Source organism: Natrinema sp. DC36, assembly GCF_020405225.1.
GTDB lineage: Archaea > Halobacteriota > Halobacteria > Halobacteriales > Natrialbaceae > Natrinema.
The window spans coordinates 1,370,658-1,383,401 of the sequence record NZ_CP084472.1 but is presented as its reverse complement, the minus strand read 5'-3'; the positions used below and the strand labels follow the sequence as shown (position 1 = coordinate 1,383,401).

15 protein-coding genes are annotated in these 12,744 nt (G+C 64.9%); 2 read left to right on the top strand and 13 right to left on the bottom strand.

What is annotated here, in order from left to right; translation table 11 throughout:
• Positions 1–22: 22 nt before the first annotated feature.
• From LDH74_RS07510 to LDH74_RS07495, 4 genes are all read right to left on the bottom strand, one after another.
• Positions 23–661 carry a hypothetical protein gene (locus tag LDH74_RS07510; RefSeq protein WP_226041893.1) on the bottom strand — a complete coding sequence of 213 codons (639 nt, stop codon included), beginning with the start codon at positions 659–661 and terminating at the stop codon, positions 23–25.
• A 144-nt stretch (positions 662–805) separates the two neighbouring features.
• A complete protein-coding gene (locus LDH74_RS07505; protein ID WP_226041892.1) occupies positions 806–1,804 on the bottom strand; it encodes an ornithine cyclodeaminase family protein in 999 nt (332 codons plus the stop codon).
• An 85-nt stretch (positions 1,805–1,889) separates the two neighbouring features.
• Entirely contained in the window at positions 1,890–2,102 is a 213-nt protein-coding gene (locus tag LDH74_RS07500; protein ID WP_226041891.1) for a hypothetical protein, read from the bottom strand.
• A gap of 302 nt (positions 2,103–2,404) precedes the next feature.
• Entirely contained in the window at positions 2,405–2,824 is a 420-nt protein-coding gene (locus tag LDH74_RS07495) for a DUF3054 domain-containing protein (protein WP_226041890.1), read from the bottom strand.
• A 349-nt stretch (positions 2,825–3,173) separates the two neighbouring features.
• Here LDH74_RS07495 and LDH74_RS07490 point away from each other — a divergent pair, with 349 nt between their 5' ends.
• The gene (locus tag LDH74_RS07490; RefSeq protein ID WP_226041889.1) at positions 3,174–3,887 is read left to right on the top strand and encodes a J domain-containing protein; all 714 of its coding nucleotides are present in this window, start codon (positions 3,174–3,176) and stop codon (positions 3,885–3,887) included.
• On the opposite strand, the gene LDH74_RS07485 is transcribed toward LDH74_RS07490, so the two are convergent.
• The 9 genes from LDH74_RS07485 to ligA all read right to left on the bottom strand — a co-directional run bounded on the left by LDH74_RS07485 (position 3,860) and on the right by ligA (position 10,913).
• The gene (locus tag LDH74_RS07485) at positions 3,860–4,498 is read right to left on the bottom strand and encodes a toll/interleukin-1 receptor domain-containing protein (protein ID WP_226041888.1); all 639 of its coding nucleotides are present in this window, start codon (positions 4,496–4,498) and stop codon (positions 3,860–3,862) included. The genes LDH74_RS07490 and LDH74_RS07485 overlap by 28 nt on opposite strands.
• A gap of 58 nt (positions 4,499–4,556) precedes the next feature.
• Positions 4,557–4,991 carry a hypothetical protein gene (locus tag LDH74_RS07480; protein WP_226041887.1) on the bottom strand — a complete coding sequence of 145 codons (435 nt, stop codon included), beginning with the start codon at positions 4,989–4,991 and terminating at the stop codon, positions 4,557–4,559.
• Positions 4,992–5,069: 78 nt separating this feature from the next.
• Positions 5,070–5,714, bottom strand: a complete 645-nt coding sequence (tpiA, locus tag LDH74_RS07475; RefSeq protein ID WP_226041886.1) for a triose-phosphate isomerase — start codon at positions 5,712–5,714, stop codon at positions 5,070–5,072.
• A 76-nt stretch (positions 5,715–5,790) separates the two neighbouring features.
• Entirely contained in the window at positions 5,791–6,333 is a 543-nt protein-coding gene (locus LDH74_RS07470) for a multiprotein bridging factor aMBF1 (RefSeq protein WP_226041885.1), read from the bottom strand.
• A gap of 83 nt (positions 6,334–6,416) precedes the next feature.
• Positions 6,417–7,034, bottom strand: a complete 618-nt coding sequence (locus tag LDH74_RS07465; protein WP_226041884.1) for a CDP-alcohol phosphatidyltransferase family protein — start codon at positions 7,032–7,034, stop codon at positions 6,417–6,419.
• Positions 7,031–7,585 carry an adenylate kinase family protein gene (locus LDH74_RS07460; protein WP_226041883.1) on the bottom strand — a complete coding sequence of 185 codons (555 nt, stop codon included), beginning with the start codon at positions 7,583–7,585 and terminating at the stop codon, positions 7,031–7,033. The genes LDH74_RS07465 and LDH74_RS07460 overlap by 4 nt, the downstream gene beginning before the upstream one ends.
• Positions 7,582–8,736 carry a histidinol-phosphate transaminase gene (gene hisC, locus LDH74_RS07455; protein ID WP_226041882.1) on the bottom strand — a complete coding sequence of 385 codons (1,155 nt, stop codon included), beginning with the start codon at positions 8,734–8,736 and terminating at the stop codon, positions 7,582–7,584. Before hisC ends, LDH74_RS07460 begins: the two co-directional genes overlap by 4 nt.
• A gap of 137 nt (positions 8,737–8,873) precedes the next feature.
• Complete coding sequence (locus LDH74_RS07450; protein WP_226041881.1) at positions 8,874–9,047, bottom strand: hypothetical protein; 174 nt, start codon at positions 9,045–9,047, stop codon at positions 8,874–8,876.
• Between the two features lie 78 nt (positions 9,048–9,125).
• On the bottom strand, positions 9,126–10,913 hold the full coding sequence (gene ligA, locus LDH74_RS07445) for an ATP-dependent DNA ligase LigA (RefSeq protein WP_226041880.1): 1,788 nt from the start codon (positions 10,911–10,913) through the stop codon (positions 9,126–9,128).
• Positions 10,914–11,016: 103 nt separating this feature from the next.
• Here ligA and LDH74_RS07440 point away from each other — a divergent pair, with 103 nt between their 5' ends.
• Complete coding sequence (locus tag LDH74_RS07440) at positions 11,017–12,570, top strand: hypothetical protein (protein WP_226041879.1); 1,554 nt, start codon at positions 11,017–11,019, stop codon at positions 12,568–12,570.
• Positions 12,571–12,744 lie beyond the last annotated feature (174 nt).

Genomic DNA, 12,744 nt, shown 5'->3' with positions numbered 1-12,744 from the left:
GCCGTCCGTTTCAGTGCGGAGCCTACTCCGCGACGAGTCGAACGTCGTCGAAGAACCGTCGAATACCGGTCTCCCAGACGACGTTCATGCCGACGGCGAGCGTCACGACCCCCTCGAGATCGCTCACCGAATACGAGTACGTCTTCCATCCCGCGTGGTCTTCGATGTCCTTCTCGCGGTTGAAGTCTCCCTCCGAGAGCCCGTCGCGTGGCTTCTTCCCGGCGAAAAATGCCACCTGCGACATGCGGTTGAACGACTTCTGTCGACTGTAGACGTCGACGGTCACCGCGTCGACGGGCGTGATGTTCACCGGCTGTTCGACCCAGATCGTTCCGTCATCGGCGACGCCGTCGATGAACAGCGCCATCGAGCGGTCGCCGTCCGCCGCGCGTTCGGAGGTGATCGCGACGGAATGGTCGACCGGATCGGTCGATTCCCCGGGAACCGTCGGGAGATCCGTGCCGACGCTCCACCCGTCGAGGTATTCCTCGAACGACGGGTTTTGCAGACACGCCGGGGACGGCGTCGGCTGCGTGATTCCCGAAGCCGGTTCCGAGTCGTCGGATTCGTTTCGCTGGTCCGTTCCATCGTTCGGGTCGCCGCGACCGAACGGTACGACGTGGGCGAGACCGACTGCGATGGCACCGCCGAAACCTGTCATGTATGATCGTCGTCGCATCATCTACTCCTAATTCGGCGAGGCGCAGTAAATGTCACACAAGCTGAAATACGGATTTGAGTAACCGGTCGAACCGTCTTCCCTCTGCGCCAGGCACACCGACCGTCCCGATCGACTCTCGAGCGCTCAGTTCCCAGTCAAGGCCTCGCTCGCCGGCGAAAACTCGATTTCGGTGCCGAGTCCTTCCTCCCGTGCTCGCTCGTAGAGCAGGTACGCCGCCGCGACCGTCTCGATACCCGTTCCACCGCTATCGAAGACCGTGATCTCGTCGTCGCTCGTTCGACCGGGCGCGTTCCCGGCGACGATCTCGCCCAGTTCCGCGTGAATGTGATCCTCCGTGACGGCTCCCTCCTCGAGCGCCTGTATGAACGATCCGGCGTCGAACGTCGCCCGCTCGCGGAGGTCCGGGACGTAGGTCGCGCGCTCGATCGTCGTCGTGTCCAGTTCGCGCTTGTCCGGCGAGTACTGCCCCATCGCGGTGACGTGCGTGCCGGACTCGAGGTCGTCGCCGTCGAAGACTGGCTCGCTGGCCCGCGTCGCGGTGATGACTACGTCCGCGCCGGTGACGGCGGCCTCGCTCGAGTCGACCGCATCGACCGAGGCCTCGAGGTCGTCATCGAAGTCGGCCGCGAAGGCCTCGCGGTTGTCGGGCGTCGGCGAATAGACGCGGACCTCGTCGAAGTCGCGAACCGTGGCGGTCGCGCGGAGCTGTCCGCGTGCCTGGGCACCGCTGCCGATGACCGCGAGCGTCTCGGCGTCTGCGCGGGCGAGTTCGTCGACACCGACGGCACCGGCCGCACCGGTTTTGAACGGGTTCATGCTGGCACCGTCGAGCAGGGCGAGGGGCGCACCGCTGTCGGCGTCAAACAGCGGTGTCATGAACCAGGCGTCGGTGGCACCGAACCCGGCACTGTACATGTACCCGCCCATCGCTCCCGTCTCCGGAAGGATGGCGGCGTAACTCGTGAACATCCCGTCCGGGTCGCCGCGGAAGAACTTCGATCGCGGCTGTGCCGCTGCGCCGTTTCCGCGCTGTCGATAGCCGTCGCGAACGGCGTCGACGTATTCGGTCGGAGTCGCGAGGTCTGCGACGGCATCGCTGGTCAGAAACAGGGTCTCTGTCATGACCGATACGAGGGAACGAAGCGACGAAAAGGAACCGGAAGCGGGTATAGAGGGAAAACGAGAGAAGGAAGACGACCGGAATTCGTTAGTCCGCGTGCGGGGGACGCGCAGACCGGGGCTCGTCGGCGACCTCGGCCGGCGTGTTGACGAACATCGCGTGCCCGATGATCGTCATCGCGACGAGCGACCCGATCGGCACCGCCGCAGTCAACGAGATTCCCACGACGGTCAGGGCTGCGGTAATACCGAGCAGTGCGACTGGGATGAGGCCGAGAACAATGTCGTAATATCCAGTCATAATGTATCCTGTAGTATGGGGAATTACCACATAAGTGTTTCCCATAATTAGCTCGTGGTGGATCCGTTCCCAATCGATATCCATGGAATTGGATTCTAATAACTTATAGATTGGTTATAAATCCTGCATTTTCCGTCGAGTACGCCTCTACCCAATTACTACGCAAGACATTTCATATCTGAAGCCGCTATATTCGCCGCCAAAACGGGAATACCAGCCAGCATCGACAGTTAATCATGAACGTTCAAATACTCTACGTCGGCCCGCTTCGGTGACTCAGTTAGAAGGAGCGTGACTTACCGCTATCGTGAGAGGAAGAAGGCGTATCCGAGCCGCCAACCGAGCAGGGCGACGAGCACGATACCGGTAATGACGACCGGAAACGGCCAGGTCGTGCCGCCCTCGAACAGCGGCGACCCACGAAGCATGAGCCCGACGTTCGCCGCCGCGATCCACGCGATCGCCGTCAGACGAACGCCGTCGGTCCCGGTGAGAGTGTCGCGCGTGTACACGCCTGCGAGCGCTGCGACGGCAACCCACCCGATCACGAACGGGGCGACCGTCTCGAGCGATGCGAGCGGTTCGGCGATCGGGTTGCCGCCGTGTTCGACGTTCCCGAAGAGAACGAGGCCGACGACGATACCCAGGTCGACGACGCCGATACCGACCCGTTCGCGGTCGATCGATCCGTCCCGGGAGCCGGTCTGAACTGCCGTGTCCATACCGGTACTCGGCATCGGAGTCATATCGGTTTCCCGATTCTGATCGGCGCGAACGGACCTGACAGGAGAGGAGGAACCCGGCGACTGCGAGCCGCCGAGTACCGTCCAACGGACGGAGCGTCTCCGTGCGAGGGGTGCCTCGCACGATCTAGCGATCGGCGGATGGCCACTTTGTTATCGATCCCGTTCAGGGTCGGTCGCCGGACGGCCCGAGGGAGGTGCCACGAGTAATTAGTCGCTACGCGGACCGATTCCGACGGGGGTCCGCCTGAGACGACGCCGCGAACCGACGCCGATCGTGACTGTCAGCAAAAGAACTAATAAAGGACGAACGCGAATCGATGGCGTAATGGCTGTCGTCGGCGACGAACCGGCCGGCTGTGATGGCTGCGGTCGAACGGTTCCGCTCGAGGAACTAACGACAGTGACGATGCCGGACGGCGAACAGGTCGTCTGCTGTCAGCGCTGTGAGCCACACGCCAGAGCGGCCGCCGAAAACGGCGGGTCGCTCGACCAGCGTCGGGACGCGTGCGACGGCTGTACCGGCACGTTCCTTCTGGCCGAACTCGAGGACGTGGTGCTCGACGACGGAACCGTGGTGACCTGCTGTCCGTCGTGTGTCGCCGAGGCCCCGAGTCGCGACGGTGGTGGAACGTCCGGTACTGACGGCACTGCTGACGGGACCACGGAGGAACCCACAGCCGTGACCGACTCCGAGCGTTCCACCGAAGCGGGTCCGGACGAGGACCGACGCCGCTGTAGTCAGTGTCGCGAACAGGTCTCCGCAGAACGCTTTCGCGTTACCACGATCGACGAGCGCACGGAACGGTTGTGTGCCGACTGCAAGTCCGACGCCGAGGAGCGCGGCATCGTCGCGGCCGTCGAGATGCGAAAGACGAGGGCTCGCGAGGTTCTCGGCGTGGACGCCGGCGCGAGCGACGAGACGCTCCGCGATGCGTATCACGAACAGGTCAAACGCGCCCATCCCGACCGCTCGAGCGGTAGTCGATCCGCCTTCGAGCTCGTCACGGACGCTTACGAGCGGCTTCGGGACGGCGATTGACGTTCGATTCCGTCCTCGCGGCCCAGAAACCCGATCGTCGCCGGGTTGAAGTAGTACGTCGACTCACAGACCGCACACGACGTCGTCAGGTGTTTCCCGTGGCTGTGGAGTTTCCAGAGTTTCGTCTGTCCCTGCTCGAGTTCGAGCGTGACCGGGTGGCCGCAGTCGGGGATCGTACACGGGAATCGGATGTACCAGTTCGGTACCGAGAGCGCCCCCAGCGGTGCGAGTTCGCTCCGGAGCCGGGAAAGCAGGTTGAAGATCGTCACCGAGAGGTCTCCCCGATCGATCGTCAGTCCGTCGACGTCGCCGACGTATCCGCGACGGCTGACTCCCTCGTCGCGAAGCGGTACGACGGGGATCCCTTTGGCCACCGCGTAGCCGATTTCCTGATCGATCCACGTAGTATCGGCCGCGTTCTCGGTCAGCACCGCGACGACGACGTCGCTGTTGGCGAGACGCCCCTCGAGTCGCTTTCGTGATCGACCGGACTCGATCTCCTCGAGCGCGAGGTGGACGCCGAACGGGAAGTTCTTGACCGTCGAGAACAGGTCCTGGACGAGCTCGAGGTTGCCTGGCGCGTGTGAAACGTACACCTGTTCTCCGGTCATTGAATCGTCTACGACAAGAAGGCGCGTGAATCATTATTAATCTATCTCCGCGATGTGGTCAACGTCCGTCGTGTTCGCTTCGGTAATTTTTTATGGTTTTCAGCACGCGCTGGGAAAATTCGAGTTGCGAAAGATCCGAGCCGAGGCGCTCGAACCACTCGCGTTCGACGTACCACCAGCCGCGGGTCTCCCCATCGGTCGTCAGTGACGTGACCTCGAGGCGTCCCGGCGTCCACTCTCGTTCGTCGCCGATGGTCAGCAGCGCCCGCACCACCGCGCCGACTTCGTCTCTCGTGATCGCGGGCGATTCGGACACGGTCTCGTACTCGAGTTCGATCCCGGCCCCGTCGTCGGCTGGCGGTTCGCTCGCGTCCATCCACGCGAACGAAGTCACATAGATTCCGTGGCTCATCAACCGATTCTCGAGTGCGACGGCTACGGGTCGCTCCCCGGTCGCCGGATCAGCCACGGACTCGGACCCGTCGTCGGTCATACCCCCGCTACGACGGACGGGGAGAAAAGTCGGTCGGCGACGTGCGTTCGTCGATCGGTCTCCAGTTCCCGATCCGATTCAGAGCGGCGCGACGAGGTCCTCGAGGGCCGCCTTCGGATCGTCGGCCTTCGCGACGCCGCTGGCCAGGAGGACGCCCCCGGCACCGAGATCGCCCGCCGCGACGACGTCGTCGCCCGTACTGATGCCCGCGCCACAGAGGACCGAGACGTCGGGATCGACGTTCGCGGCGGCGGCGACGGCGTCCTCGACGACGTCGGGATCGGCCTGACTGACCGGTGTTCCGGTTCCAATGAGTGCTGGCGGCTCCACGGCGACCGCGTCCGGCCCTAGCGCGGCGGCAGCGCCGATCTGGGCCGGGTTGTTCGCACAGACGATCGTCTCGAGGTCCGCCCGCTCGGCCGCCCGGACGGCACCGTCGATATCGGCCAGTTTCAGTCGCCGTTCGGAGTGGTTGAGCAGCGTCCCGACCGCGCCCGCGTCGGCGACGCTCTCGGCGAGCGTCTGCCCGGTGTTGCTCCCGTGTTCGATCGAGCCGACGTGCTGGGCCCACGTCTCCGCGCCCGTTTCCGCGACCCGCTCGAGGTGGGTCGCCTGTGGCGCGACGGCGAGTCGGGCGTCAGTGGTCTCGTCGACGTCACGGACGGCTTCTGCGACGGCGATCGGATCGCACGGATATGTCTTCAGGTTAACGAGGACGAACATATCGGCAACCCCACCCGCCCGAAGGAAATAGCTTGCGAGTCCGCGACGGTATCGAGAGCGGAAGCGAAAACCCGTTTCAGTCCTTGCGCTTGACCACGTCGCCCAGCGTGTAACTCCCCGTCGAGGAGCCGCCGGACCACTCCGAGTCCTCTCCGGAACTCCCCTCGGCGTTCAGATCGATCTCGAGGAAGTTCTCGAGTTTCGACTGGACGCGATCGCTCGGGAGGGTGTCGCCGCGCTCGATCTTGCGAATCAGGCTGGCCTTCTCGTTGAGTTCGTTCGCGAGATCGGACTGGCTCAGTCCGTTGCTTTCGCGAGCGTTGCGGACTCGCTCGTCGTAATCGGTCGCCAGTTCGTCCATGTCGTCGAACATGTCCGACCGGCGCTGACTCGAGCCACCCGAACTCGAGGAACTCGCGCTGGAACCGGTGGACTGGCTACCGCTCGACGAGGACGAACTCGAGTCGGTCGAGTACTTCGTCGACGAACCCGAACTCGAGGTCTGTTTGACTTCAGTGCCGAAGTCCGTGCAGTCCGAACACACGTCTAGCTTCGCGCCCTCGACTTTGATGGTTTTCGGGGACGACGTCTCGGCCCCACACATCTCGCACTGAACCATGTCAGTCCCTATATCGCGGTAAGGGATAAAGGATGCGACGCGGCTTCATTCAGTCAGACGCCCCGGTCAGCGGGTTGAAACGGCTATCGCTCGAGGGCGATCCACGAGTAGTAAAACCGCTGCAACGCCGTCAGGTGGCCGACGACCGCGAGGAAGACGAGCAGCAAGCCGACGAGGGTGAAATCGCCGACGATCGGCCCGGAGAGCGGGTAGGCGAGGAAGCCGGCGATGCCGATGATCGCCAGCCGGTCGGCCCGACCGACGAGTCCGCCGTAGACCCGATCGAGACCGACGGCCTGTGCCTGCGTTCCGAGGTAGGAGGTCATCACGACTCCCGTGACGGCGGCGAAGCCCAGCAGGTAGTCCTCGAGCCCTGCGGCCAATCCGGCGATGACGACGATATCCGCGTACCGATCGAGGACGTGATCCAGCAGGTCGCCGCCGGCGGAGGCGACCTCCTGTTCGCGTGCGAGCGCGCCGTCGATGATATCCAACCAGCCGTTCAGAAAGACCAGCGTCGCCGCGACGGCGTACCAGATCGGATCCTCGAGCCCGCCGAGTGCGAACGCCACCGCGGCAAGAATCGCCATCCCGAACGCGACCACGCTCACGCCGTTGGGTGTCATTCCGACGCGGTCGAACCCCTTGACGAACGGGTCGAGGAACCGAGAGACGTACGGACGGAACTTGTCGAGCGTCATGTCAGGTACCCCATGTAGTCGACCTCGCCAGCAGTTGGTTCGCGTTCCCCTTCTGTGACCGCTGCGAGTTCGTCCGCGACACCGGCGGGATCGCGCTCGGTCGTGTCGATCTCGTAGACCGACTCGAGGCCGTGTTTCTCGACGGCTTCGGACAGGATGACATCCAGAGCCTCGCTCTCGGCGTTTTCCGCCGCCTTCGCCTCGGTCTCTCCCCGCTCGAGCAGGCGCTCCTCGAGCGTCGCTGGTTCACACCGCAACACGGCGACCCGATCGGCGTCGACGTGGTGGGAGAGATGCGATTCGATCACGACGTCGTCGCGACCGTCGAGCCACTCGCTCAGCGCCTCGAGGTCGGCGACCTTGCTCTCGCGGTCGGCGTCGACCTCGGTGTAGAGCTCTTCGTCCTCGAGCACTCGGTTGAGGTGGATCACCTCGAGATCGGGCATCGACGCGTCGTCCGCTGCGGCATCGGAATCGGCCAGCCGGGACTCGAGCAACTCGGTCGCGGTCGTCTTCCCGGTCCCGGGAGTGCCGGTGACGGCGACTCTCATGAATCGGCCACCTCCGCGTCCGGATCGTGGGCCTCGTCTGATGGGTCCGTCTCGAGTCCGAGATCAGCGAGGACGTCGTTGAGCGTCGCGACCGCCCGCTCGGTCTCCTCCTCGGTGCCGCAGGTGATCCGGATACAGCCCGGAAGGCCGAAACTCGAGCAGTCGCGAACGATGACGCCGCGCTCCTGCATTTCCGCGGCGACCGCCGAGGCGTCGCCGACGTCGACGAGCGCGAAGTTACCCTCGCTCTCCCAGACGTGGGTTTCGATCGCGTCTCGCATGTATGCACGCGACTCGCGGGCCGTCTCGACGGTTCGCTCGACGTGTTCCTCGTCGTCGACGGCGGCGAGACCGGCTCGGCAGGCGAGTTCGCTCGCCGCAAAGGGAGTGTTCACGCGGGCGTAGGCATCGCCCCACTCGTCGGGGACGACGGCGTAGCCGAGTCGGACCCCGGCCAGCCCGTAGGCCTTCGAGAACGTCCGCAGGACGGCGACGTCGTCGCGAGCGTCGAACCCGTCGCGGCCCTCGACCAGGGCGACGGCGCTGTCCCGGTCGGCGAACTCGCCGTAGGCCTCGTCGACGACGACCAGGGTTTCGTCGTCGGTTTCGTCGGCGAGGCGGTCGATTTCCTCGAGCGGCATCGTCGACCCGGTCGGGTTGTGTGGACTGGTGACGAAGAGCAATCGATCACCGTCGTAGGACTCGAGAACGGTCTCAGCGTTCTGGGCGAAGTCGTCGGCCCTCGAGAGTTCGTACTCGGAGACATCGCCGTGGTGGAACCGAGAACTCATCCCGTAGTAAGCGAAGCCGGGCGAGGGGACGAGGACGGTGTCGCCGGGTTCGATGACGGCCCGATGGAGGTAATCGATCGCCCCGTCGCCGCCGTTGGCCAGCCAGACTTGCTCGTCGGTGACGTCCCAGCGGTCGGCGACGGCGCTCGTGAGGTCGGCGTGAGCGGCCTTCGGGTAGGAACTCACGCTCGAGGCCGTCTCGCGGATGGCCACGGCGGCGGCCGGCGAGGGGCCGTGCGGGTTCTCGTTCGAGGCGAGTTTGACGAACTCCGAGGGGTCGCGCCCGAGCTCGCGGGCGACCTCCTCGATGCCTCGACCCGCCTCGTATGCGACGTGATCGGACAGGTCGCGCGGTTGCATACGGGAATCCTGTTTCCCGTGGCTCTTAAGGGTGCTTACATGTGGTCAGTCGCGAGCGACTGACTGTCCACAAACTACCGTGCTTGCTTTCGTCCGACGACAATTCCCTCACCCGGTCGCGTCGATTCGCGGCCGCGTTAGCCCGCCCGTTTCAGTATTTGCGGGATGACCGTAATCTCGAGAACTGCGAGACCGAGCACGAGCCATCGCATCGTTCCGTCGAGGAAGGCGAGGGCGACGACCGTCAGTATCGCGGCACTGCTGAGGCCCATACCGTAGCGGATCGCTGGACTGTCGAACGCGGAGGACATACACGGTAATAATCATCCCCATCTGCTATATTATTTTATATTCAACACTCGCCAACAGGTAGGCTCCGTGAGCCGCGATCACTGTTCCTGCAACCGCTCGAGGCGCTCGAGCGAATCCGCATCCCCCGGGCTCTTGTCGGAGCGAACACCCACGAATCGCGGGAATCGCAGCGCGTAGCCCGACGAGTAGGTCGGCGAGGACTGGATCTCCTCGTAGCCGACCTCGAAGACGACCGCTGGCTCGAGGTCCACCTCCTGGCCCGCTTCGGCCGCGATGTGGGGCTCGAGCAGTTTCGTTAGCTCCGCCAATTTCTCGTCAGTGATTCCGGTCGCGACCTTGCCGACGGTCTCGAGGTTCTGCGGTTCCACCGTAGAGCCGGCGGAACGCCGTTCCTCGCTGTCGTCCCCGGACCGAACGGACAGCTCGAAGGTCCCGAGGAACGTGGCACGGCGCCCCTCTCCCCACTCCGCGCCAGTCACCACGCAGTCGAGCGTCTCCACGTCGGGCTTGCGCTTGCGCCAGTGCTTCCCGCGCCGGCCCGGCGAGTACGTGGAGTCGGGGTTTTTGAGCATGATCCCCTCGTGGCCCGCCTCGAGCGCGTCGGCGTCGATGCTCTCGATCTCGTCGGGATCGTCGGTGCGCCAGAGCAGGGAGAGCCCCTCGACGTCAGCGTCGTCTACGCGGTCGGCGTCGGAATCGGAACCGGCGTCCACCAGCACCGATCGAAGCCTGTCGTGGCGCGTCGTCAGCGGCTCTGCGAGTAGGTCCTCCCCCGCCGCGTGCAGACAGTCGAAGAACACTGGCCGGACCGTCACGTCCTCGCGGGCCTTCGCCACGTCGTGTTTCCGCCGGAACCGCTTGAGCACCTCCTGGAAGGGCAGCGGAGAGCCGTCGTCGTCGATCGCGACGACTTCGCCATCGAGGATTGCGGGCACCTCGAGGTGTGACTCCGCGAATTCGACCACTTCCGGAAGCGCGTTCGTCACGTCCTCCATGTTCCGCGAGAAAACGCGAGTCTCCGTCTCACCGTTCCGATCGGCACCGGCGGGATCATAGTGCAACTGAACCCGCGCTCCGTCGTACTTCCATTCCACGCCGGCCTCCTCCCACTCCTCGAGCGCGTCGGTCACCGTCCCCGCCTGGGCGAGCATCGCCTGAACGGGCCGGCCGACCGCGAGGTCCAGCGCGTCGAGCCCCTCGACTCCCTCGTCGCGGGCGATCCGGGCGACCTGCCCGTAGTCATTCGAGACCTGCAGCGCGCGCTCGACTCGGTCCTCGGGAACGCCGAAGGCCTCCGAGATCGCGTCTCGCACCGTCCCCTCGCCGACGCCGATGCGCATTTCCGAGAGGACGATGCGGGCGAGGTAGCGCGCCTCCTCGCTCGAGCAGCGATTGAACAGCCCGAAGAGCAGATCGACCTTGCGATCCTGACTGCCCGAGCCTTCGGCGGCGGCCAGTTCCTCGAGAGTGTCGGAGACCTCGCGAACGGTGAGGCCACCGCTACTATCGCCGCTGGAATCGGCAGCTTCTCCGCCGGTGAACGCACCCAACCCCTGCTGGCCGCCGAACTCGTAGCTCGCCGCCACGTCGCCGATCTCGCCGATCTCCGCGAGTCGATCCTCGACGTCGTCGCTGCTCACGTTCGTCCCCGCCGCGCGGGCGATCGCCTCGTAACACGCACGCGGTCCGATATCGAGCGTCGTCGAGTCCCAGGCCGGAAACACTCGTCCCTGTGCGAAGCGCGCGACGATTTCCAAATTGTCGCCGGCATCGACAAGCAGTTCCCGAACGTGGGCCACGATCTCGAGGTCGGCGGGTTCGGCGTCGATCGTCCCGGCGCGGTCGGCGAACGTGGCGAACTCCATCGGCCGTGTGTACCGGTGCGGGGAGTAAAACGGTTCTGAGACCGAGCCGGAACCGCGACTCGAGAAACGTGCTTTCAAGACGTTTGCGCGCAGAGCCCGAGGTATGCCAGAGGAGGAACTCGCCGCACGGGTCGCTGACGTCCTGCGGGTCGATCCCGACGATTTCCGGGAGCGGGCCGAAGCGGACGCCGAGGTGATCAAAGACGCCGTCGAGGAGGGTGTGTTCGACAACCCGCAGGCAATCGTCGGCCTCGAATACGAGTTCTACGCCGTCAAGGCCGACGACTGTACGCTACGGCGAGTCCCGCGCCGACTGCTCGAGCTGATCGGCTTCGAGAAGGAGCTCGGGCTGCACAACGCCGAGATGACGACGAGCCCGCAGCCGTTGAACGCCCACGGACTGACGGCCCAGGAATCGGAGGTGAAGTCCAGGTTACGGACGGCGCTGGACGTGACCCAGTCCGAGCGGATGCGGCTGGTGAGCGACGCGCTCTGGACGATCCCGCCGGAGGGCGAGTCGGCGAGTACCTATCTCACCGACAGCGTCGAACGGACGGCGACCGCGCCGGACGGGACGAAACGGACCGTCCGCATCGCGACGAACATGAGCGATTCGGCCCGCTATCACGCGATGGCCAACACGGCCCAGGCCGACTCCGCGGGGATGTGCATCGACGCGCCACACGTCTCGCTGCAGGACAATACCGTCATGCCCGAGAGCCTCATCACGTCGATCCAGCCCCATTACCAGGTTTCACACGCTCCCGACCTCCCCGAGTACTTCAACTACGCCCTCCGAGTCGCGGGACCGCTGCTCGCACTCGGCGTCAACTCCCCGTTCTTCCCTGCCGATCTGTACGACGAGGATGCGACCGCCGAAGACGTCCTCCGAGACGGCTGGATGGAACACCGCATCAGCGTCTTCGAAACCGTGCTCAACGATCCCACCACGGGGGAGGGAAAGGTCCGCTTCCCGCGCGATCTCGCGGACGTCGACGAAGCGGTCGACCGGATCGCCGCCGACGATACGATCGTCCCGATGCCTGTCGGGTCGGGCGACCGCTTCGACGACCAGTTCCCCCACTTCAGCCGCAAACACGGCACCTACTGGCGCTGGGTCCGTCCGGTTTTCGGCGGGCCGACGCGCTCGGCCGCCAACGCCCGCATCGAGTTCCGGCCGATCCCGGCTCAGCCCACGGTCCGCGATTCGGTCTCCTTCCTCGCCGCGTTCGCCGGCCTGATGGAGAGCCTGACCCGCCTCGAGCACCCCGTCGTCGAACTCGACTGGCAGATCGCCCGCGAGAACTTCTACGATGCGATGGTCGACGGCCTCTCGGCCGACCTGAACTGGATCACCAACGACGGCAAGGAGACTACCGACTGCCTCGCGCTCTACGAGGACCTGCTGGCCCACGCCGAGGACGGGCTGACCAACCGCGGGCTGAGCGAGGAGGAGGCCGCGAAGTACCTCTACCCGCTCCGGCGGCGCGTCCGCCAGCGGGTGACGCCGGCCAGCTGGAAGCGCGAGCAGGTGCAGGCGGCGCTCGAGGACGGTGACGACCTCGCCGGAGCCATCGAGGGAATGCAACAGCGGTACGTCGCTCGGCAGTCGGAGACGCTGCTCGAGGGGAGCTTCGCGGACTGGATCGGCGACTAACGCGTCAGTAGCAACGTGATGCGTGAAACGGTTACATAATTACGTGTAACTGACTAGTACGGTATGATGAAGATCGGGATATACTCGAGAGACGGTACGTCGACTGCCGAAACGAGAGTGACCAGTTCACAACTATCTCTCCCTCGATGACCACTCCGGAGACTGATTCAATCG

Excerpts from the sequence above, each read along its gene's own strand:
- LDH74_RS07465 (WP_226041884.1), bottom strand. The coding sequence starts at position 7,034 with ATGACGCTCGACAAGTTCCGTCCGTACGTCTCTCGGTTCCTCGACCCG.
- LDH74_RS07470 (WP_226041885.1), bottom strand. The coding sequence starts at position 6,333 with ATGGTTCAGTGCGAGATGTGTGGGGCCGAGACGTCGTCCCCGAAAACC.
- tpiA (WP_226041886.1), bottom strand. The coding sequence starts at position 5,714 with ATGTTCGTCCTCGTTAACCTGAAGACATATCCGTGCGATCCGATCGCC.
- LDH74_RS07460 (WP_226041883.1), bottom strand. The coding sequence starts at position 7,585 with ATGAGAGTCGCCGTCACCGGCACTCCCGGGACCGGGAAGACGACCGCG.
- LDH74_RS07440 (WP_226041879.1), top strand. The coding sequence starts at position 11,017 with ATGCCAGAGGAGGAACTCGCCGCACGGGTCGCTGACGTCCTGCGGGTC.
- LDH74_RS07500 (WP_226041891.1), bottom strand. The coding sequence starts at position 2,102 with ATGACTGGATATTACGACATTGTTCTCGGCCTCATCCCAGTCGCACTG.
- LDH74_RS07510 (WP_226041893.1), bottom strand. The coding sequence starts at position 661 with ATGACAGGTTTCGGCGGTGCCATCGCAGTCGGTCTCGCCCACGTCGTA.
- hisC (WP_226041882.1), bottom strand. The coding sequence starts at position 8,736 with ATGCAACCGCGCGACCTGTCCGATCACGTCGCATACGAGGCGGGTCGA.
- LDH74_RS07505 (WP_226041892.1), bottom strand. The coding sequence starts at position 1,804 with ATGACAGAGACCCTGTTTCTGACCAGCGATGCCGTCGCAGACCTCGCG.
- LDH74_RS07490 (WP_226041889.1), top strand. The coding sequence starts at position 3,174 with ATGGCTGTCGTCGGCGACGAACCGGCCGGCTGTGATGGCTGCGGTCGA.
- LDH74_RS07480 (WP_226041887.1), bottom strand. The coding sequence starts at position 4,991 with ATGACCGACGACGGGTCCGAGTCCGTGGCTGATCCGGCGACCGGGGAG.
- LDH74_RS07450 (WP_226041881.1), bottom strand. The coding sequence starts at position 9,047 with ATGTCCTCCGCGTTCGACAGTCCAGCGATCCGCTACGGTATGGGCCTC.
- LDH74_RS07485 (WP_226041888.1), bottom strand. The coding sequence starts at position 4,498 with ATGACCGGAGAACAGGTGTACGTTTCACACGCGCCAGGCAACCTCGAG.
- LDH74_RS07495 (WP_226041890.1), bottom strand. The coding sequence starts at position 2,824 with ATGGACACGGCAGTTCAGACCGGCTCCCGGGACGGATCGATCGACCGC.
- ligA (WP_226041880.1), bottom strand. The coding sequence starts at position 10,913 with ATGGAGTTCGCCACGTTCGCCGACCGCGCCGGGACGATCGACGCCGAA.